A 19,965-nucleotide genomic window follows, 5' to 3' on the forward strand; every position below is an offset into this window, starting at 1 on the left:
AATACACTGCGGAAGCACAATGGCCGCTGCGGGCCATGCCGCGCGTCCGCTGCTGCACGCGGCTTGAACCGCCAGGCGGCTAGAACTTCACCGTCAGCGGCTGGCCCGAATAGGTGACCGACCTGGTGGCGGCCGCCGGTTCGATTGCCGTGGCGTTGCCGGGGCCGACCAGGACCAGGTTCAGCTTGCGCGACTTGACCAGGCCCGGGTAGGTTCCCTTGCGGGCGCCAACCGTCAGCGACCTGGCTGCGTCGTTCCACACCAGCTCATACGTTGCGTACTGCCCCTTCTCGTAGGCGTAGGTTTCGTTGTCGTCTTCGTAGACGGTGAACTTGCCGCTGGCGCCGGGGTAAATGCGGATCTCGTGCGGCGCATCGGCGCGCTCGGTTGCGTACTGGACCACGGGCCCCATCGGCACGATGGCGCCGGCACGCACGTAGAGCGGGAACACGTCGAGCGGCACTTCCCTGGTCACGGTCTGGCCGCCGCCGAAGCGCTGGTGCGTCCAGAAGTCGTACCAGTCGCCGCCGGCGGGCAGGTAGGTCTGCATGCTGGTGTCCGGCACGCCGGCGGTGTTGGCCGCGCCGGCAATCTGCGACGGGGTACGCCAGGCCAGGCGCAAGTTGCGGTCCGACAGGCCCTGGAAGTACTCCAGCGTCACGGGCAGGCTCTGGCCCTGCTTCAGCGTGACTTTCGTGCCCACGTAGCGCCTGCCGCCGGTGTTCCAGTCGTCCACCGCCAGCTTGCCGTCGATGAACAGGCGGAAGCCGTCGTCGCCTTCCACGCCCAGGTCGTATTCGCCGTCTTCGGGCGCCACGATATTGCCGGTCCAGCGCGCGGAGAAGTTCTCCAGGCTTTTCAAATCGCCGGGAATGTCCGCCAAGGGCGGTCCCGGCCACTGGAAGTCGATGGTGGCGTCGACGGTGCGGCCCTTTGGCGACTCGAAGCGCGTGCCTTCGAAGTACTGCCCGGCCAGGCCCGGTTTGCCGTCCGGGGTGCGCAGTGCGGTAGCCGGGATGGTGGTGGCGGGCGGCGGCGGAATCCTGTACATCTGACGGGTGACAGGGTGGACCAGGAACGAAGGCCCGAACTGGAAAGCGTCGTTGATGTTGTGGACCTTGCGGTCGTCCGGGAAATCCATCGGCAAGGCGCGCATCATCGTGTAGCCGTCGTTGGTGACTTTCCAGCTCAGGCTGTAAATATAGGGCAGCAGCCGGTAGCGCAGGTGCACCGCGTCGCGCAGCGCCTTGTACATCTCGGGGTCCGATTGCTTGAAGATGTAGGGCTCGCGCTCGATGTTGGTGCCGTGGATGCGCATTAGCGGATTGAAGGCGCCGTACTGCAGCCAGCGGGCATACAGTTCGCGGTACGAGGCGTTCTTTTCGCCGCCCGGGAAGTCCGAGACGAAGAAGCCGCCGCTGTCCTGGGTCCAGTATGGATTGCCGGTGATGGTGACGTTGACGCCGCCGTTGATCTGTTCCTGCAAGGTCTTCCAGCTGGCCCGCGTATCGCCGGACCAGGAAGTGGCCGCCGTCTTTTGCGCGCCGGCCCAGGCCGAGCGGGTCAAGGTAAGGACGCGCTGCTTGCCGCTGGCCCGTTGTCCCTCGTAAGTGCCCATGGTGGTCATCAGGGAGTAGGGATTCAGGTAGCGGGTGAAGTCGCCCATGGCATTGTTGCCGAGTCCCTTGATGTCGCGTTCGGTCTCACCGGCGTCATGGACCGCCGTACCCACTTCCACCTCGGTGCCGTCCATCCACAGCGCGTCCACGCCGGCGTCGAGCAGGCCCTGCTTGATGTGCTTGAAGTAGATCTTCCTGCCCTCTGGGCTAAAGGCATCGTAGATGCGGGCCTTTTTCGAAATCCAGTGCAGCGGTTCAAAGCGCAGGCCGTGCTGGTCGAGTTCTTTGCCCAGCGCAGTGTCATTGCCGATCGACGGCCAGATGGACACCATCAGCTTGAGGTTCATGTCATGCAGCGACGTGGTCAGACGCTTGGGATCGGGGAAGCGCTCAGGGTTCCAGGTCATGCCGCTCCAGCTGCCGTCCTTGTCGCCGCCCCAGTACTGCCAGTCCTGCACGATATAGTCGAGCGGGAACTGTTCCTTGCGGAAGGTTTGCGCCACTTCCAGCAGGCGGGCCTGCGTTTCGTAGCGCTCCTTGCTCATGAACAGGCCGAAGGCCTGTTTTGGATACATCGGCGCGGCGCCGGTCAGGTCACGGTAGCCGGCCACCACCTGGTCCAGCGTGTCGCCCGCCATGAAGTAGTAGTCCACGCCGCCCGGCGCGCTTTCCGCCCACAGGGAGGCGCCTTCGGACGAGTCCTTGAAGCGCATCTTGGAGTAGCTGTCCCACAGGATGCCGTAGCGTTCGGACGACACCATGACCGGGATGATGATTCCGATGTTGGTCTGCACCAGCAGCAGTTCCTTGTTGCGGCGATTGATCTCGCCTTCGCCTGTGAAGCCGAAACCATAGATGGCTTCCTCGGGCTTGAGCGTGAAGCTGTTGCTGGCCTCGTAGGTCGGTGCACCGGACACGGCGATCTTCTTCAGCGTTTGCGGCGCGGCCTGGTTTTCCTGTGTGTAGAGTTTGCCGGTGGCGTCCTTGAAGGTCAGGGCGCCAGTCGACTTGTCGATGACGATGTGAAGCTGTTTGCTTTCCAGCGTGAGGCTACCGGCGCTGTCGCGCGTCTTGAAGGCGACGGCGGCTGGCTTGCGCGTCACAACCAGGCTTGCATGGCGCCAGAAATTCTCGCCCAGCGTGGCGTTCACGCGCACCGTCCTGGGGCCATAAAAGATCACGTTCTTGGTCACGTTACCCACCCGGACCTGTACGCCGTGCTCGATCAAGCTGTAGCCGAATGGCGTGGCGGAGGGTGTTCCGGCGGTGGCAGCCATGTGTCCATTGGCGTCGAGGCCGGCCGGAGGAGTTGGTGCCGCTGCCGCAGTTGCCGATGCCAGCGCGGTGACTAGCGCGAGCGCCGGCAGCGTAGTATTTTTTCCCATCTGTTTCCCTTGTCTCTGGAGGACCGGCGGCGGCACGGCTTCCAAAAATCGTGGACGCACCCCGGGGGTTGATTTTATTTGATATCGATAACACGACTTTACCACCAGCAAGCGCCGTCGTGCTTGTTTTTTTATTGGAACTGACGGTCCCCTATATATAAAGAACCGACGCAGATGCTATCACAAACCGTCCTGAATAAAACGCCTTGTTGCGGGATTCCCGCTACCGTCGCGGCATCAGCGCGGGGCCTGAATGTGCTTTGGCATACCGACCGCGTCAGCCAGCCCTGCTAGCATGGGCCTACCTTCGTTGCCTACCCGAGGATAACTCATGCTCACATCCGATCCAGTTCAGGAATTCAGCTTGCAACACTGGCTGCTAGCCTACGGCGGCACGCTGCTCTCGATGCTGGCGCTCGACGCCTTGTGGATCGGACTTTACATGGCTCCGGCCTACAAATCCGCGCTGGGGGATCTGATGCTGGCGCAGCCGCGCTTCATGGCCGCCGCGGCGTTCTACCTGGTGTACGCGGCTGGCATCGTGTTTTTGGCGGTCGCGCCTGGATTGCGGGCGCTGAGCTGGCAGACGGCCGCCCTGCACGGGGCGGTGCTCGGCTTCATCGCCTACGCCACCTATGACTTGACCAACTACTCCATCCTCAAGGCATGGCCGCTTGGCCTGTCGCTGCTCGATATCGGCTGGGGCGCGCTATTGACTGCGATTGCCGCCGCCGCCGGCTGGCTGGCCGCCAGCCGCTGGGGCTGACCCCACCTGCGCAAGGGGCCCAGCTAGGCCGCGGCAGCGCTGCGATGCGCTACTCGACCCAGGCAAACCCGTCGCGCGCCAGCAGCGCGAACGATTCGGACGGGCCCCAGGTGCCGGCAGCGTACTTGCAGGGCTTTTCGGCCAGGGTGCCCCAGCCGTTGATGATGGGCTCGACCCATTCCCACGCCGCTTCCAGTTCGTCACGCCGCATGAAGTGGGTAAGGCGTCCGCGCACCACGTCGATCAGCAGCCGCTCGTACGCCTCGGCGCGCCGCTGCGAAAAGGCGGACTGCAAGTCCAGATTCAGCGCCACCTGCTGCATCTGCATGCCGCTGCCTGGCTGCTTGGCCATGACCTGCAGCTTGATCGCTTCGTCCGGCTGCAGTTCGATCACCAGCCGGTTGGCGACCCCGCCCGGATTCTCGGGGAACAGGGGGAATGGCGGGTTGGCGAATTCCACCACGATCTTGGACGAGCGGCTCTGCATGCGCTTGCCGGTGCGCAGGTAGAACGGTACCTTGGACCAGCGCCAGGTGTCGACATAGGTGCGCAGCGCCACGAAGGTTTCCGTGCTGCTGCCGGCCGGGACATTGGGCTCTTCCAAATAGCCTGGCACTTCCTGGCTACCGTTGGCGCCGCGCACATATTGGCCGCGCACCGTGTCGCGCGCGATGCCGGCCAGGCTGAAACGGCGCAGCGAGCGCAATACCTTGAGCTTTTCGTCGCGCACGGCATCCGGGGCCAGCGAAGCGGGGGGCTCCATGGCGATGATGCACAACAGCTGCAGCAGGTGGTTCTGCACCATGTCCCGCATGGCGCCGGTGCTGTCGTAGAAACCCGCGCGGCTGCCCACGCCCACTTCCTCGGCTACCGTGATCTGGACGCTGGAGATATTCGGCGCACGCCACAGCGGCTCCAGGATGGAGTTGCCAAAGCGCAGGACCATCAGGTTCTGTACGGTTTCCTTGCCCAGGTAATGGTCGATGCGGTAGATCTGCGATTCTTCGAAATGCTTGCCCACCGCCTCGTTGATCTCAACGGCGGACGCCAGGTCGCGGCCGAGCGGCTTTTCCAGCACCACGCGCGCGTTGCGGTCCACCAGGCCCGCTGCGGCCAGCTTGTCGCAAATGGTGGTGAACAGCGACGGGGCCGTGGCCAGATAGAACACGCGCTCAGCGCCGGCGCGCGAAACGCTTGCCAGCGCGTCCAGGCCGTCCTGCTGCACGTCCAGGCGGACGAATTCGAGCAGGCGCAGGAAGCTGCCCCACGCTTCTTCGGTGAAGTTGCCGCCAGTGATAAAGGAGCGCGAATGCTCCTCGACGAAGGCGAGGTAGGCTTCGCGGCCGAAGTCCTGGCGGCCGGTGGAAATGATGCGGGTCGCTGGCGGCAGGTTGCCGTGCAGGTGGGCCATGTACAGCGCTGGCAGCAGCTTGCGCATTGCGAGGTCGCCCATCCCTCCGAAAATAATCATGTCGAGGGGCAGGCTGGTATCAGATTGAACGGTCGAAGTCATGTATCTGGCTGGAGGATGGTAGGTACGGGAAGTAACTATACCAGCCTTGCAGCATGGCGCGCTTCAGCGTGCGTCATTCTCGGCCTTGGGCGGCTGCGCCAGAACCCACATGAAGTACAGGGCCTTGGCCGCCTTGGCGCGGGTGACGAGCGCTCCCGGCTCCAGCGTGCGGCCATTGAGCATGCGGCCGCGCTCGATGCCGCTCTCGGACCGCATCAGCCCCAGTTCATAGGCTTCCCGGAGCGTTTGCGCGTTGGCCGCCGATACGTCGGCGGTGTCTTGCAACTGCTCCCAGCGCACGAGCGGGTAGTACATCGCGCCCTGTGCGCCGCTATCTAGGTTCGGATCGTAGCCGGGGCTGCCCGGAACGATGGTCTTGCCGTTGTAGTCCGTCATGTAGGCCGGCCTGGCGAGGGACTGCGTGCCGAACCTCGCGCGATAGGCTTCGAGCAGGAGCGCGCCCATCGTTTCCCGTGTCAACGTGCCTTCCGGCGGCGCCGCTACCGCACCGGCGGGAAGGCGCAGCAGCAGGGCCAGCGCCGCAGCGAATTCCCTGGCCTGCATGGCCTCCTGCGGCCTGAAATTGCCCTGCGTGTCCTTGGTGAACGCGCCGAGCTGGATCAGCTTCTCAACCTGGTTGCGGTAGTAGGCGCCGCTGCCGGCGACGATATCGTTCGCGATTTCCGGATGCACTGCGGACCAGTCGTTTGCGGCCAGCGCATGGCGGACTTTGGGACTCAATTGGGAAGTGATGCCTGCGGCCACCGGATCGCCCTGCGCGGCAAGGCGCGCCAACTCGATGGCCACCATGCGCGCATACTGTTTCGACAAAGCCTCCTTGAAGTGCGTGCCGTCGATCTTGTTGGCGGGATGGCCATTGGCGTAGCTGCCGTCGTTGGTTTTGCCCGGCGTCTCGCCGGCCTCGATCGACATGACCATGGCGGTGATGGCTTCGCGTCCTGCGGCGTTGTAGTACGCCACGCTGCGGGCATTGAGGTCCACCACCGGCACGCCCAGTTCAGCGCCCAGCTTTCTCATCAGGTCCGGGAAACGGCGCTTGCTGAAGGAATCGGCGTAAGGTTCGCCGGGCTTCTGGTTGCCGTTCACGCGCGACATCGGCGTGACGAACACCGGCTGCATGCCCCGGGCGCGGATCGCAGGCAGGTAGACCGCGCGGATGAACTCTTCATACATCGCCTCGCTGGAACCGCGGCCGAAGCGGCGCGTCTCGTCGGTGCTTTCGTCGTTGTGGCCGAACTGGACCATGACGGTGTCGCCGATGCTGCCTGCCAGCAGCAGGTCGTTCAGGCGGCCTTCGGCGTAGGCGCTGCGGAAGGAGCGGCCGCCCATCGAATAGTTAATCACGCGAACTTTGCCGGGATCGAACAGCTGGTCCAACACCTGCCCCCAGCCGCTCATCGGCGCTTCGTCGAAGGTGTAGGACTTAACGGTCGAGTCGCCCAGGATGAAGATCGCAGGCAGGGTGGCGGCGGGGCGCTGCCGGGGCGGAATCGGCGTCAGCACGATTTCGGACAAGCCCACGGCCACGCCGGCGCGCCTCGGTTCAATCTCGATATCGATGAACTCGCGCCCGTTCACGTAGCGGTAGGACCAGTCACGCCCCGCCACGGTCATCCGGGTATGGTTGGGCATCAAGCCGGCTGCGTCCCAGAACACCGGCGCGGTCAGGCGGCTGGTCTGCATGCCGCTGATCGACACGATGGCATCCGCCGCGCCGGTTGTTGTGCGCACCCGGATCGCGTAGGCGCCCGGCGCGGCCTTGACGCGGAAGACCATGCCGAAATTGTTGTAGTGGTCGGTTGCGGCGTTGGGATCGACGGCCGGCTCGGTAATGACATAGCCCTCGCGCTCGTGCCGGATCGGCGCTGTGTGCACGGCGCGGGCCGGCAAGGCACCGCTTTGGCCGACGAAGCCGTAGCCGGTGGCGGTGCTGTACAAGGGGGGCGTTTTGGCGTGCAGGGCAACCGCGCCCGGCGCCGGCTGGCTGGTGAAGTCGTAGTGCTGCCCGGCCGGGGTCTGGGCCCGGCCGGGGAGCGTGAAGAGCAATAGCGAAACTGCCAGCAATGCGGCGGGGTGCAAGGTGAGCGTCATATTTCCAGTCGAGATATCAGTCCGCGGGGGCAGCGTGGCGTCGGCTCCGGGCCGGCCGCTGTGCGGCCGGCTCAAGTAAAATTGGCCTGACCATGGTAGGCGTTTGCCTGCAACTGGTCAACCAATTTCGGGTGCTGATACGTCGGACTGAAGGTCTTACTTCGCCTGCGCGGCTTCTTCGATCAGCTTGGCCACGGCGTCTGGATGCGAGGTCATCACCACATGGGAGGCACCGGCAACCGCGACGGTCTTGCGCGACTTGGCGCGTTCCGCCATGAAGCCCAGCGCTGCTGCAGGGATGTTCTTGTCGGCGGTGCCGTAGATGAAGTAGGACGGCAGGTTTTTCCAAGCAGGAGCGCCTGCCGCTTCGGTCAGGGCGGCTTCGGCGATCGGACGCTGGCCCACGGCCATCAGTTCAGCCTGCGCTTTTGGCACGTCGGCGGCGAACTGCTGGTGGAATTTGTCCTGCTGGATGTAGAAGTCCTTGCCGCCGTCGGGCAGGGCGACCGGCTCGGCCAGGGCGCTGCCCAGCGTGCCGCCGGGATAGCGGCCGGACAGCTCCAGCGCGGTTTCGCCCTGGTCCGGCGCGAAAGCCGCCACGTACACCAGGCTCTTGACGTTGGCCTGGCCGTTGGCGGCTGCTGAAATCACGGCGCCGCCGTAGGAATGGCCGACCAGCACCACCGGACCCTTGACGCTCTTGACGACGTTGGCAACCGAGCTTGCGTCGCCCTTGACGCTGCGCAGCGGATTGGCGGCGCCGATGACCTGGTAGCCGTCGCTGCGCAGCTTGGCGGCCACGCCGTTCCAGCTGGCCGAGTCGGCGAAGGCGCCGTGCACGAGAATGACGGTAGGCTTGATGTCCGCTGCGGGCGCGGCGCTGGCGCCGCCTGCGGCGCTACCGATGACGGACAGGGTGAGGGCGAGCTTGTTGATGATTTTCATGGCGATAGCTTTCTATGGTGGGTTTGCGCGGGTGCCTGCTGATATCGGGATGGTCACTTGGCTAGAATGACGATGGGCTGGTTCTTGTCGACCACGTAGGTGGCCAGTTCGGAACACACCTCGGCGCCGACGTTGGTGGCCGAATGCCTGGCGCCGGCCGGAATGAAGAGCGACTCGCCGGCCTGCAGGCGGACGGTTTTGCCCTCCAGTACGTACTCGATGCTGCCGCTCAGCACATAGGCGATTTCAGCGCCGGGATGCGAATGCAGCGGGAACGAGGCACCCGGTTTGAAGTCGACGCGCACCTGGATCGCCTCGCGTTCGGCGTCGAAGGCGCTGCGCACAGTCTCTGTGCGGGCAATGCCCTTGGCGTCGAACTTCGGCGCGGGCGCCTGCGCCTGGACGGCGGTGGCCAGCAGCAGCGATGCCGCGGCGGCAGTGAATTGGGTAAATCGGTTCATGAATTCTCCTGGCTTGGGTTGGAGTGTTTACAATGCGTGTTAGTTTTTTACCTTCTACATGGAGCATCGTCCTTGAGCAGTACCGCACCATCCAGCACCACGCCGATCCGCATCCTCATCGTCGACGACCACCCCATGATCAGGGCGGGCTTGGGCGACATCATTTCCAGCCAGCCCGATATGTGCGTGGCCGGCGAGCTTGATAACGGCGCGCGCGCCGTGGAGGCGTTCGAGACGCTGCGGCCGGACCTCACCATCATGGACGTGGCGATGCCTGAGATGGATGGCGTGCAGGCGCTGGAAGCGATCCGGCGCCTGCACAGCCATGCCCGGGTGATCATGCTGACCGCCATGCAAGGCGATCACCAGATGCGCCGGGCCATGGAGCTGGGCGCCTCCGGTTTCCTGCTCAAAACCAGCCTGCGCAAGGAACTGCTCGATGCCGTTCGCGCCGTGCATGCCGGCCGGCGCTGGATACCGCCGGATGTGGCGTGCGCGCTGGCCGAACACCTGGGGCAGCCGAGCCTGAGCGAGCGGGAAGTGGAGGTGCTGCGCAGTGCCGCCGCCGGCAACGGCAACAAGGCCATCGCGGTCCACCTCGGGATCGCCGAGGAAACCGTGAAGTCGCATATCCGCACCATCCTGTCCAAGCTCGATGCCCGCGACCGCACCCACGCGGTTGCCATCGCCGCCCGGCGCGGCATCCTCGCGCTGTAGCTGCGCGCTTCCCGGCTAGCCCTTGATGAAGGCCAGCAGGTCGCTGTTGACACGGTCCTTGTGGGTGTCGGTCAGGCCGTGCGGCGCGCCCGGATAGACCAGCAGCTTGGCGTGCTTGACGATGGCGGCCGAAGCGCGGCCGGATGCGTCCAGCGGCACGATCTGGTCGTCGTCGCCGTGGATCACCAGCGTCGGCTTGTCGAACTTGCGCAAGTCGGCGCGGAAGTCGGTTTCCGAGAAGGCCTTGATCGAGTCGAAGGTGTTCTTGTGGCCGCCCATCATGCCCTGCATCCACCAGCTGTCGATCAGGCCCTGTGAAACCTTGGCGCCCGGGCGGTTGAAGCCGAAGAAGGGACCGGAGGCGATATCCCGGTACAGTTGCGCGCGGTTGGCCAGCGAGCCGGCGCGGATGCCGTCGAACACTTCGATCGGCAGGCCGCCCGGGTTGTCGGCGGTCTTCAGCATCAGCGGCGGTACGGCCGACACCAGCGCGAGTTTGGCCACGCGCCGCGTGCCGTGGCGGCCCACGTAGCGCGCCACTTCGCCGCCGCCGGTGGAAAAGCCTACCAGCACGGCATTCTTCAGGTCCAGCGCGTCCAGCAGCTGGCCCAGGTCGTCGGCGTAGTGATCCATGTCGTTGCCGTCCCACGGCTGGCTGGAGCGGCCGTGGCCGCGCCGGTCGTGGGCGATGCAGCGAAAGCCCTGGTTGCTCAGGAATAGCATCTGCGATTCCCAGCTGTCCGAGCTCAGTGGCCAGCCATGGCTGAACACCACCGGCTGGCCGTTTTTGGGGCCCCAGTCCTTGTAGTACAGGGTGACGCCGTCGCGCGTGGTCAGCTGGCCGCCTGCGCGGGCGGGCGTGTTGGCGGGTCTGCCGGCCGGCGCGGCGGTGGCGTTCAGCGAGACGGCGGCGGTGCTGGCGGCGGCCGTGGCGGCGCTCATCAGCATGTTGCGGCGGCGCAGGTCAGGTCGGGGGTGTTGGCTCATGGGTGTTTCCTCTCATCTGGTGACTGGCATCAGTGTAGCCAGCGCCGGCTGGGCCGGCATCGTCAGGACGAGTGGAAGCGCTATCGCTCTTTTGAGGTATCGAAAGCTACCCCGGGCCGGCCGCGCGGCGCCGTTGCAGCAGGCGCGTGAACAGGGCCGCCGAACGCTGGCCGGGATAGGCCCGCTCGCCGGGCACTTCCAGGTGCGCCGAGGTGCCCTTGCCTGGCGCGGACACCAGCGTGTACGCCGCGCCTATGGCCGCGGCCCGCTCGCGCATGCCGACCAGGCCGTAGTGGCCGGGCGGCCCGCAGGTGGGCGACTGCGTGGGCGGTATGCCGCAGCCGTTGTCGCGCACCATCACGATCAGCGCGTCCGGCCGGTAGTCGAGTATCAGCTGCACCTGGCAGGCGTGGGCGTGGCGCGCCGCGTTGAACAGGGCCTCGCGGGCGATCGCGTGGACTTCCTCGTATACGCGCGGCACCAGGACGCGCGGCTCGCCGTGGATGGTGGCCTGGAAGCGGTCGTGCAGCATCACGCTGCCGTACTGGATCAGGCGCTGGCCCAGGTCTTCCGGCTCACTGGCGGCGCGCAGGTCGGATATGCAGTCCCGGCCTTCGGACATCAGCGCGTCCGCCAGTTCCAGGGTCTGTTCGACCTTGCCGCGCTCTTCGGAATCGAGCGGCAGCTTGCTGGCCTGGTTGTCGAAAAAGATGATCAGGCCCTGAACGCTTTGCAGCAGGGTGTCGTGCAGGCCGCGCGCGATGCGCTGGCGCTCGGCCAGGCGCTCCTGCATCAAGTCGCGCATGCGGAAGGTCAGGTGGCGCATGCGCAGCCAGTACAGGCCCGCCAGCAGCATCGCGCCCAGCAGCACCAGCAGCATGGTGAACCAGCCGGTTTCGACGAAGCGGGGCGGAATCTGCAGTTCCAGCGTGGCGCCGGCTTCGTTCCACACGCCGTCCTCGTTGGCGGCCAGTACCTGGAAACGGTAGGCGCCGGGACGCAGGTTGGTGTAGAAGGCCTCGCGGCGCGTGCCGGCATTCTGCCAGCGCTCATCGACGCCTTCGAGCTTGTAGCGGAAATTGACCCGCTCCGGCACGGCCAGGCCCAGGGCCGTGTAGGCAATTTGCAGGTCGCGGCTGCCGGTCGGCAGTTGCAAGCCGTTGCGGACCGGGTGGGAGATTTCTCCCGACCGCAGTGACAGGATCTCCACGGGCGGGGCCAGCCGGTTGCGCGCGATGCGGGCCGGGTCGATGCTGCTGACGTCGCTGGCGGAGGCGAACCAGAGCCGTCCGTCCTGGCTTTGGGTCAGCGACGGCAAGGGGCGCAGCTGTTCTGCGCTGCCGACCAGGCCGTCGAGCGCGTTGAAGCGCTCGTAGGACAACGGTTGCCCTGGCACGCGCACCAAGTGCTCGAGGTCGGCGGCGGCAATGCGCGTGACGCCGTCCGAACCATGCAGCCACAGCTCGCCGGCGGCGGTGCGCGCCATGCCGGAGATGCCGCGAAACACCTGCCCGTCTGCAGGGCGCACGCTGTGCCAGCGCTGCCCGTCGTACCAGGCCAGGCCGTTTTGCCCGCCGGCCCAGAGGCGCGGGCCGTCGGCCAGCAGCGACTGGACATTGCCCAGGTCCAGGCCGTCGTCCTGGCCGAACACCTGCACGCGCGCGCCGTCGATAAGGGCGATGCGGTTGCGCAGGTAGCCCGCCCAGACGCGGCCGGCGCGGTCGGTGGCGAGCGCCGTGGCCGTGCCGTCGGGCATGCCCTGCAGGCCGCCGGCCTTGCGCCAGTCGCCGTCTTCGATCAGGAACACGCCCTGGCGCGACACCGAGGCCCACATGCGCCCCGCGCCGTCGACCGTCATGGCTTGTATGTCCAGCCCGCGTAAATGCTCGGGGTGAGGCAGCCGCGTCACTGCCCCCGACGGGCTGCGCACGCGGCGTTCCTGGTTGTTGGCCAGCCACAAGCTGCCGTCGCGCGCACGGTAGGCGCAACTCAAACGCATCTGTTCCAGCGTTTCGATGGCGCCGCCGGGGCCGTAGCGGCGCACCGGCTGGCGCCAGTCGCCGATAATGACGCCCTCGCGCGCGTCACCGATCACGCCGGGCCGGTCGAATGCCTTCTCGACCGGTAGCGAGCGCATGCGCGTGCGCCGCAGGCGGTCCAGGCCGGCCGAGGTGCCGATCCACAAATTGCCTTCCCGGTCCTCGAACGCGGTCTGGGGCAGGGGGCCGCTCAGGCCCGTGGCCTTGGTCAGCCGCCGGGCATCGGCGGCCTGGCCCACGTAGGGCGCCTGGCGGCGCTCCAGCGCGTCCACCTTGAGTATCCACATATTGCCGTCGCGGTCGAACAGCGCGCCGTTGCCGCCCAGTTCGGCCAGCGGCGCCGGATTGCCCGGCGGCGGCCGGGTCAGCACGCGGTAGTGCTTGTCGACGCCGTCCGAGCCCCACAGCGTGCCGTCCGGCGCCTCGGCCATCGCCATCATGTCGATGTAGGGCCAGGCGCGCCGGTAGCCGGCCTGGCCGGGGTCGCGATAATAGATGCCGCCTTCGACCGACACCCACTGGCGGCCGCCGCGGCCGAACAATACTTGGCGGGTGCGCGCTTCGGGCAGGCCTTCCTGGCGCCCGACGCGCTGGAAACGTGCCGCGCCGGGCGCCAGGTAGGCCAGACCGGTGCTGGTGGCGGCCCACACGCTGCCATCCGGGCCTTCGGTCATGGTCATGACCGCGCCGCGCGGCAGGCCTTCCGTTTCCGTAAACACGCTCATGCGCCTGGCGCCGAACACGCTGATGCCGCCGAAACGGTCGCCCACCCACAGCCGCCCGTCGCGCGTGGTCAGCAGGCCCAGTACGCTGGCCGAGCGCAGGCGGTGCCCCTGCACGCTGTCCATGCGCTGGAAGTCCACGCCGTCGAAGCGGAACAGGCCATTGGGGGAGCTCAGCCACAGCCAGCCGTCCGGGGTCTGGGTGAACTGCAGCACGTCCGACGGCGCACCGCGCTGGCCGTTCCAGGCCGTGTGGGCGTAGCCGGGCAGCGGGCTGGCGGCGGTGCGGGCCGCCGCCAGTGCAAATACGGAAAACAGGAGGAGAAGTCGAAACAAGGAGCTGGGCATGTTCAGGCTGTTGGTTGGCCGGGCACAGTGTAACGAAAGATGGCGCAGAAATGCTAATTCTGCATCGAATGTTTCTTCGCATTTGCCAGTCAGCGCTGCGCTGGCGGCGCCGGTCCCGATGCCAGGTCCCTGAAACGCTACGCCGAGGAGGAAACCCCGGTAGCCATGCGCCTCCCCATACTGAACGCGGCCTTGCACGCCGCTGGGCGGCGACCGCTTGCCATGCGGTCAATGTTGACTCTCCGGGGCTTTCGCCCCCAGGCGCGCCCTTTCAATGTGGTGCACGACCTGATCCGTGTCATGGGGCGCTTTCAGGAATTGGCGCAGGCCATCGAAAAGCGGTCCCACCAGCTCGGCCTTGGCATCCCGGTCGAAAAAATAGGTCAGGCCTGCCGCACTGCCGAGGATGCTGCTGCTGGCCTCGCCCAGCCGGACGGAGGACGGCGGCCGGTCCGCCTGCGCCGCCAGGGTCTGGTCCGCTTCGGCGATGTGGCGCAGCGAGCCGCTCTCGGCCAGGAAGGTGAGAAAGCGTTTGCGCGCTGCATGATTGATGCCGCCGGCGGGCTGGATCAGCACATCGAGCGGCGCCTCTTCGTAGGGCGGCATGGCTGGCGAGTAGTTCGGGAAAGCGAAGAAGCCCATGTCGGCGGCGATCGCTTCTGGAAACCTGGCCGCGATAAAGCTGCCCATCAGCATCATGCCGACGTGGTTGCGGTACAGATAGGGCAGGACGCGGTCCATTTCCTGGTCCATCGTCGCTTCCAGGAAGTAGCCCTTGCGCAGCAAGCCGCCCCATACGTCGAACACCTGCCGCACCCGCGCGTCGGTGAAGCGCGCGTCACCGCGCAGCAGCTTGCGGTGGAAGTCGATGCCGTTGATGCGCAGGTTCAGGTAGTCGAACCAGCCGGCCGCCGGCCAGCCGCTTTTCGCACCGACCGCCAGCGGCGCCACGCCGGCAGCTTTCAGCCGTTCGCACACCTGCAGGAATTCGCTCCAGGTGGCGGGTGGCTGCAGTTGCAGGCGCTCGAACAGGGACTTGCGGTAGACCAGGCCCCACACGTAGTAGTACAGCGGGAAGCCGTAGACTTCGCCGTCTATGCGGGTGCCTTCGATGGTCGCCGGGTGGAATTTTTTCCTTTTTAACAGCGCCACCGTGTCCGCATCGAGCGGGGTAAGCAGCTTGTTGTCGGCGGCGTCGCGCAGGCGTTCGCCCGCATACCAGAACGCCAGGTCGGCCCGGCCCGTGCGCAGGCCGGCGGTGAAGTCCCGCTTGTACTGTTCCTGGGGATAGCCGTTGTGGGTGATCTGGATATCCGGATTGGCGGCGGCGAACTGGTTGATGGTGCGTAGCCACGCGGTCCGCTGAGGGGTGTTGGACACCACGTAGTCGATCACCAGTTGTTCCGCGCCCGCAGCGGGCAGCGCGAAACAGGCCAACAGCATACCCGTCGCCTGCCACTGCCGGGCACGCGCCTTGAAGCGGGAAGCATGGGTGGTTCGGACAGCATGCATGATGGAAGTCTGTGCCCGAATATGGTGCATGTCAACTACAGCGCGGGGATCTACCGGTCGCTCACTGCAAACGATCGTGCCTGTTCGAATGATTGCAGCACCAAGTCCACTGCGGCCTCGACGGAGGCCTCGGCCGTGCGCGCGAGCTTGCCGTCCAGCGGCAGTTTGATGGTGACCAGGCTGGCCTCCGGCAAGCCGGTGCGCAGGTCGGCAACCGCTTGCAGCCAGGCGCCCAGTTCCGCCTCCTCGGGATAGGGCAGGATCACGGCGGAGACCAGGTAGGCCTTTTCCTCGCCCGGGTGCTCGCCGTCCCCATTCAGCACCATGCTGCGCGCATCCGCGCCGGCATCGTTCAGCGCGCGCACCAGCAATTCGGTCAGAAAGTCGTCGCGGTCCGTGCCCAGCCCGGCGCACAGGAAAACCGAGTGCGCCGGCACGTCCAGCGAGCCTTGCCACTGGCCTGAACGGGCCTGGCGCAGCTTGCGCAGGTGGGCGCCGACATTGGTGTCGAGCAGCGGCACCGGGCGCCGCCGGCCCGGCCCGCCGGAGCCCGGCGCGGTCAGCGCCTCGGTGGCTTCGGCCATGGCCTTGCGCAGCCGGTCCAGCTGGGCATCGTCGATGCGGCCGGTTTGTATGTCGGGGATGGCCAGCGTCAGCGCCGGAATCAGCACCCGGTCGCAATAGGCCGCCAGGCTGCTGCGCTTCAAAATGGCTTGGCCGTCGCGCACGATGGCGGCGATGTCGCCGGCCAGCGCGCGCTGGTAGAAACGCTGGGCGGCGCTGACGCTGGGCGCGGCGCCCAGCAGCGTGGTGAGCGGCTCCAGCACCGGCACATGGCGCCCGGCCACCACCAGGCACAGGGTCAGCGGCGTGGACAGGATCAGGCCGACCGGGCCCCACAGGGCGCCCCAGAACAGCGCCGCCACGATCACGGCCAGCGGCGACAGGCCCGAGCTGTGGCCGTACACGCGCGGCTCGACCAGGTAGGCCACCAGCAGCTCCAGCACCAGGAACAGGGCCATGCACCACAAGGCCAGCGCCCAGCCGGGATCGACGGCGGCCGAGAACAGGCCGATGGCGGCGCCGGCGATCAGCATGCCGAGGTAGGGCACGAAGCGCAGGATGCCGCTCAGCGCCCCCCACAGCACGGCGTGCGGCACCTGCAGCGCCCACAGGCAGGCGGTGACGGCCAGCGCAAACGAGATATTGACCACCACCTGGGCGAAGAAGAAGCGCGAAATACCCTGGCCGGCGTCAACCAGCGTCTGCATTGTCCGGCTGAGGCTGGCGTTTCCCGCCAGCCGGATCAGGCGGTCCTGCAGCGATTCGTGTTCCAGCGAGATGAAGATGAACAGCACCAGCACGATGCCGGCCTGGCCTATCGGCCCCCATACCTGGGACAGCATGCGCGTGACGGTGTCGCGCATGCCGGGGCGGGCCAGCACGGGCGCGGCCACCGCTGGGCCCGCCTGCTTGGCGGACACACCCGGGGCAGGCGTTGCGGCGCCGTCCGAGCTTTGCAGGCGCGCCTCCAGGGCAATGAACGGCCGTTCCGCCAGCACCCGCAACTGCTCGGCTTTCACCTGCAGCGCCTGCTTGTAGCGCGGCACGTCGGCGGTCAGGTCGGACAACTGGAACACCAGCGCTCCGGCCAGGCCGGCCAGGCAGACGGCGGCGAGGATCACGGTGGCCAGGGTGGCGGGCACGCGGCCCAGGCCGATCCGGGTAAAGCGCCGCGTCAGCGGGGCCAGCGCGATGCTGAGGATGGCGGCTAGCGCCAGCGCCTGGAACACGTCGCGGCCGAAGTACAGCACGGCCAGCACGCAGCTGCCGGAAATGATATGGATGGCCTTGATCATGCGCTGCTTGCTGGGCGGCGTCCGGTTGCCTGCTGCGCGGCGCTGGCCACGGCGTCGGCCACCGCGTCGGCGGTGACGGCGGCCAGCGTCCAGCCCAGGTGGCCGTGGCCGGTGTTATAGAACACGCCCGGTGCGCGCCCGCGTCCTACCCTGGGCATCATGTCGGGCATGGTGGGCCGCAGCCCGGCCCACGGCACCACCGAGCGCGTGCTGACGCTGGGAAAACAGCGCTCTACCCAGTCCACCAGCGGGCGGATGCGGTCGGCGCGGATGTCGCGGTTCATGCCGTTGAATTCGGCCGTGCCGGCAATGCGCAGGCGGTCCTGTCCCAGGCGGCTGGCCACCAGCTTGGTGGCGTCGTCGAGCAGGCTCACCTGCGGAGCGCCGAGCTGGCTTTCCGGCGTGGTCAGGTTGACGGTGATGGAATAGCCTTTCACCGGGTAGACGTTGACATGGTCGCCCAGCATGGCGCCCAGGCGGCGGCTGCCGTTCCCGGCGCAGATCACGATGCCGTCGTAGCGGTGGGCCCCTTGCGCCTCCACGGTGACGCCGTGGCTGCCCAGCGAGAGCCGGCCGATGTCGCGTCCGTACACGCAGCGCACGCCCAGGCGTTCGCTTGCGGCCGCCATGCCGACCGTGAATTTGTGGATGTCGCCGCTGGCGTCGCTCTCGGTGTAGAAGCCGCCGTAGTAGCTGCCGGCCAGCGTGGGCTCGATGGCGCGCATTTCCTCCGGCGTGACGGCGCGCCGCTCCAGTCCGCCCTGCGCCAGCAGGCGCGTGACCTGCGCGGCGTGGTCGAAGCCGGCCTTGTCGTGGTAGATGTGCAGGATGCCCTTGCGTTTCAGGTCGAAATCGATGTTCTCGGCGGCGGCCCAGGCGTACAAGTGCTGGCGCGCCGCTACGGCCAGGCGCGCGGTTTCGATGGTGTTGCTGCGGTAGCGCGGGATGGCGCGCACGAACTCGGCGAACCAGGACAGCTGGTGCCAGCTGGGCGAGGGACGCACCAGCAGCGGCGCGTCGTGCCGCCACATCCATTTCAGCCCCTTCACTACGGTGGACCAGTGGTTCCAGGCCTCGGCGTTCGAGGCCGACAGCTGGCCGCCGTTGGCGAACGAGGTTTCCATGCCCGGATAGCGGTGGCGCTCGTACAAAGTGACGTCCAGGCCGCGCTTGGCCAGGGCATAGGCTGTTGTGACGCCGGTAATGCCGCCACCGATGACTGCGATTGTCTTCATGGGACAAGCATGTTACACGATCCCGCTGCTGAGCGGTTCTTCGCCGGCAGCCCGGCTGCCTGCGGGGCTACCCGGCGTTTGCCGGCGCAGGGGGCGGCTATGGCGCAGCCTTTTGCGGAGCGTTGATGATGGCAAACGTCAGCACTGTGACCGACATGGAGGGACCATGCTGCCGCTTTCAATGGGCGTCAATGGCCTGAGTCAAGCGGGCGGTATTCTGCCGCGCGCGCGGCCAGCTCGCTCGGTGTGCCGAGCAGGAAGACCGTGTCGCGCAGCGCTGACAGGCTTTGCGCGCGCCGTTCTACCCTGGCCGCGCCGGTCTGCTCGTCGCTGCGGTCCGACTTGCCCGGCTGGTACGGCGCCAGCGACGCCATCAGGTCGCGCTCCACACTGTAGTCGGAAGGGATGGTCTGGTTGGAGGTCTGCTTGCCCATCACGTACTTCAGCACCTGCTCGGACTGGCTGGCGCTCTGCTGGAGCGTGGCCTTGAACAGCTTGCCTTCCTTGTAGCCCAGTTCGACCTTGCTGCTGGCGCTGTCGTCGATCAGGTGGTAGGTGTAATTCTGCGACTGCGGCGTGACGTCCAGGTTCAGGACGCCACCTTTCTTGGGCGGCTCATGGAACTGGGCGGTCAACCGCGCCTGCTGGGTCTGCGAAATGGCGCGGTCGTCGCGCCGCGCGCCTTCGGTGCGGGTGTTTTGCGACACTTCGTAGGCGAAACTGTCCTTTTCGCTGAGCCGCAGAGGGTTGGGCCACTTCGGCGACTGGGTGACGGAGGCGCTGAAGTCGGCCAGCCCGGTCAGCACCGCGTGGTCTTCCGGCGCCAGGGTCCACTTGTCCGGCAGCGACAGGCCGTTATCGCGCGGCGCCTCGCGGGTGGCGGTGCGGCTCATGTCGGAAAACGCGTCCTTGAACATGGTCATCAGCCCGGCATCGCCCCGGCCGCGCGCGGCCGCCTGGTCGAACTGTTTCAAGTAGCTTGCAATCGCCTTCGCCTGCTGTTCCTTGGTACCCAGGCTCTCGATCTTGCTGGTGTCGACGCTCACCTCGGCCGAGCCGGACGCGCCGCCGATGCTGACCTTGCGTTGCTTGCCATCGGCCACGAAATCCAGCGTCTGCGTGCTGGGCGGCTCGGTGTACTGCTTCACGGCGGCGTGGAACTCCACCGACTGCAGGAACTTGCTGTCAAACTGGGCCAGGGCGCCCAGGCGCACCTGCGGCTCGTTTATGGCCATGCCGTCGATGGCGTTCTGGAAGCCGGCGGCCAGGCTGGACAGCGCATTGCGCTCGTCCTCGTTCAGCTCCGCGCTGGCGCTCACTTGCAGGGCCATGCCGTCATCCAGGCTGGCCAGGCTGAGGTCAACCTTGACGCCGCTGCGGGTGGTAATGCTGAGCGTGAACTTGTTGTCCACGGCTTCCGGCAGCTTGGCCTGCTCCACCGGCACGGCGGCGCCGGTGCGGAAATGGCTCAGCATGGCCGCGCCCAGGCCTTTGAAGCGGGCGGCGGTGGAGGGCGGCAGCGCCGCTTCTTCGGCTTCGCTTTGCTTGGCGGCGGCCATGCTGGCGGGACTGAGGTTGACGATGGCGGACGGCGCCGGCCACTTGTTTTCCGTGGCAGCGGCTTTTGGCGCGCCCGCGGCGGGCAGGCGCGGGGTGAGCGGCTGCCAGTTTGAGAGTGTGGAGATGGAGGTCATGCCTCCTTAACGGCAAATGTTGCTGTAAAGTTTAGCCTATGTAAAATTACG

The 19,965-nt window shown here is 66.7% G+C and carries 13 protein-coding genes; 2 read left to right on the plus strand and 11 right to left on the minus strand.

The window, feature by feature from the left end:
* Positions 1–79: 79 nt before the first annotated feature.
* The gene (locus AC6H42_RS29060) at positions 80–3,004 is read right to left on the minus strand and encodes a TIM-barrel domain-containing protein (RefSeq protein ID WP_497549534.1); all 2,925 of its coding nucleotides are present in this window, start codon (positions 3,002–3,004) and stop codon (positions 80–82) included.
* A gap of 331 nt (positions 3,005–3,335) precedes the next feature.
* Between AC6H42_RS29060 and AC6H42_RS29065 the strand changes: the two genes are divergently transcribed.
* Positions 3,336–3,770, plus strand: coding sequence for a DUF2177 family protein (locus tag AC6H42_RS29065; RefSeq protein ID WP_200954005.1), 435 nt, complete (start codon positions 3,336–3,338; stop codon positions 3,768–3,770).
* Between the two features lie 49 nt (positions 3,771–3,819).
* Here the strand turns inward: AC6H42_RS29065 and zwf are convergent, their stop codons facing one another.
* The 4 genes from zwf to AC6H42_RS29085 form a co-directional block, all read right to left on the minus strand.
* Entirely contained in the window at positions 3,820–5,283 is a 1,464-nt protein-coding gene (zwf, locus tag AC6H42_RS29070; protein ID WP_057156707.1) for a glucose-6-phosphate dehydrogenase, read from the minus strand.
* A gap of 63 nt (positions 5,284–5,346) precedes the next feature.
* Complete coding sequence (locus AC6H42_RS29075; RefSeq protein ID WP_497549535.1) at positions 5,347–7,395, minus strand: GDSL-type esterase/lipase family protein; 2,049 nt, start codon at positions 7,393–7,395, stop codon at positions 5,347–5,349.
* 156 nt (positions 7,396–7,551) lie between these two features.
* Positions 7,552–8,340 carry an alpha/beta fold hydrolase gene (locus AC6H42_RS29080; protein WP_157201021.1) on the minus strand — a complete coding sequence of 263 codons (789 nt, stop codon included), beginning with the start codon at positions 8,338–8,340 and terminating at the stop codon, positions 7,552–7,554.
* A 53-nt stretch (positions 8,341–8,393) separates the two neighbouring features.
* The gene (locus tag AC6H42_RS29085) at positions 8,394–8,801 is read right to left on the minus strand and encodes a cupin domain-containing protein (RefSeq protein WP_057156705.1); all 408 of its coding nucleotides are present in this window, start codon (positions 8,799–8,801) and stop codon (positions 8,394–8,396) included.
* 72 nt (positions 8,802–8,873) lie between these two features.
* On the opposite strand from AC6H42_RS29085, the gene AC6H42_RS29090 reads away from it, so the two are divergent.
* Positions 8,874–9,518 carry a response regulator gene (locus AC6H42_RS29090; RefSeq protein ID WP_497549536.1) on the plus strand — a complete coding sequence of 215 codons (645 nt, stop codon included), beginning with the start codon at positions 8,874–8,876 and terminating at the stop codon, positions 9,516–9,518.
* A gap of 15 nt (positions 9,519–9,533) precedes the next feature.
* On the opposite strand, the gene AC6H42_RS29095 is transcribed toward AC6H42_RS29090, so the two are convergent.
* The 6 genes from AC6H42_RS29095 to AC6H42_RS29120 all read right to left on the minus strand — a co-directional run bounded on the left by AC6H42_RS29095 (position 9,534) and on the right by AC6H42_RS29120 (position 19,914).
* Positions 9,534–10,505, minus strand: a complete 972-nt coding sequence (locus tag AC6H42_RS29095) for an alpha/beta fold hydrolase (protein ID WP_497549537.1) — start codon at positions 10,503–10,505, stop codon at positions 9,534–9,536.
* Between the two features lie 106 nt (positions 10,506–10,611).
* Positions 10,612–13,602: a sensor histidine kinase gene (locus AC6H42_RS29100; RefSeq protein WP_497549538.1), complete on the minus strand. Its 2,991-nt coding sequence runs from the start codon at positions 13,600–13,602 to the stop codon at positions 10,612–10,614.
* Between the two features lie 240 nt (positions 13,603–13,842).
* Positions 13,843–15,057: an ABC transporter substrate-binding protein gene (locus AC6H42_RS29105; RefSeq protein ID WP_497549539.1), complete on the minus strand. Its 1,215-nt coding sequence runs from the start codon at positions 15,055–15,057 to the stop codon at positions 13,843–13,845.
* A gap of 119 nt (positions 15,058–15,176) precedes the next feature.
* A complete protein-coding gene (locus tag AC6H42_RS29110; protein WP_497549540.1) occupies positions 15,177–16,985 on the minus strand; it encodes an AI-2E family transporter in 1,809 nt (602 codons plus the stop codon).
* Positions 16,982–18,220, minus strand: a complete 1,239-nt coding sequence (locus AC6H42_RS29115; protein ID WP_497549541.1) for a D-amino acid dehydrogenase — start codon at positions 18,218–18,220, stop codon at positions 16,982–16,984. The genes AC6H42_RS29110 and AC6H42_RS29115 overlap by 4 nt, the downstream gene beginning before the upstream one ends.
* Positions 18,221–18,408: 188 nt before the next feature.
* Positions 18,409–19,914: a hypothetical protein gene (locus tag AC6H42_RS29120; protein ID WP_497549542.1), complete on the minus strand. Its 1,506-nt coding sequence runs from the start codon at positions 19,912–19,914 to the stop codon at positions 18,409–18,411.
* Positions 19,915–19,965 lie beyond the last annotated feature (51 nt).

It is taken from the genome of Massilia sp. NBRC 108631, from assembly GCF_059704565.1.

Coding starts and splice junctions, on each gene's coding strand:
- AC6H42_RS29075 (WP_497549535.1), bottom strand. CDS start 7,395: ATGACGCTCACCTTGCACCCCGCCGCATTGCTGGCAGTTTCGCTATTG.
- AC6H42_RS29065 (WP_200954005.1), top strand. CDS start 3,336: ATGCTCACATCCGATCCAGTTCAGGAATTCAGCTTGCAACACTGGCTG.
- AC6H42_RS29060 (WP_497549534.1), bottom strand. CDS start 3,004: ATGGGAAAAAATACTACGCTGCCGGCGCTCGCGCTAGTCACCGCGCTG.
- AC6H42_RS29080 (WP_157201021.1), bottom strand. CDS start 8,340: ATGAAAATCATCAACAAGCTCGCCCTCACCCTGTCCGTCATCGGTAGC.
- AC6H42_RS29085 (WP_057156705.1), bottom strand. CDS start 8,801: ATGAACCGATTTACCCAATTCACTGCCGCCGCGGCATCGCTGCTGCTG.
- zwf (WP_057156707.1), bottom strand. CDS start 5,283: ATGACTTCGACCGTTCAATCTGATACCAGCCTGCCCCTCGACATGATT.
- AC6H42_RS29110 (WP_497549540.1), bottom strand. CDS start 16,985: ATGATCAAGGCCATCCATATCATTTCCGGCAGCTGCGTGCTGGCCGTG.
- AC6H42_RS29115 (WP_497549541.1), bottom strand. CDS start 18,220: ATGAAGACAATCGCAGTCATCGGTGGCGGCATTACCGGCGTCACAACA.
- AC6H42_RS29105 (WP_497549539.1), bottom strand. CDS start 15,057: ATGCTGTTGGCCTGTTTCGCGCTGCCCGCTGCGGGCGCGGAACAACTG.
- AC6H42_RS29120 (WP_497549542.1), bottom strand. CDS start 19,914: ATGACCTCCATCTCCACACTCTCAAACTGGCAGCCGCTCACCCCGCGC.
- AC6H42_RS29095 (WP_497549537.1), bottom strand. CDS start 10,505: ATGAGCCAACACCCCCGACCTGACCTGCGCCGCCGCAACATGCTGATG.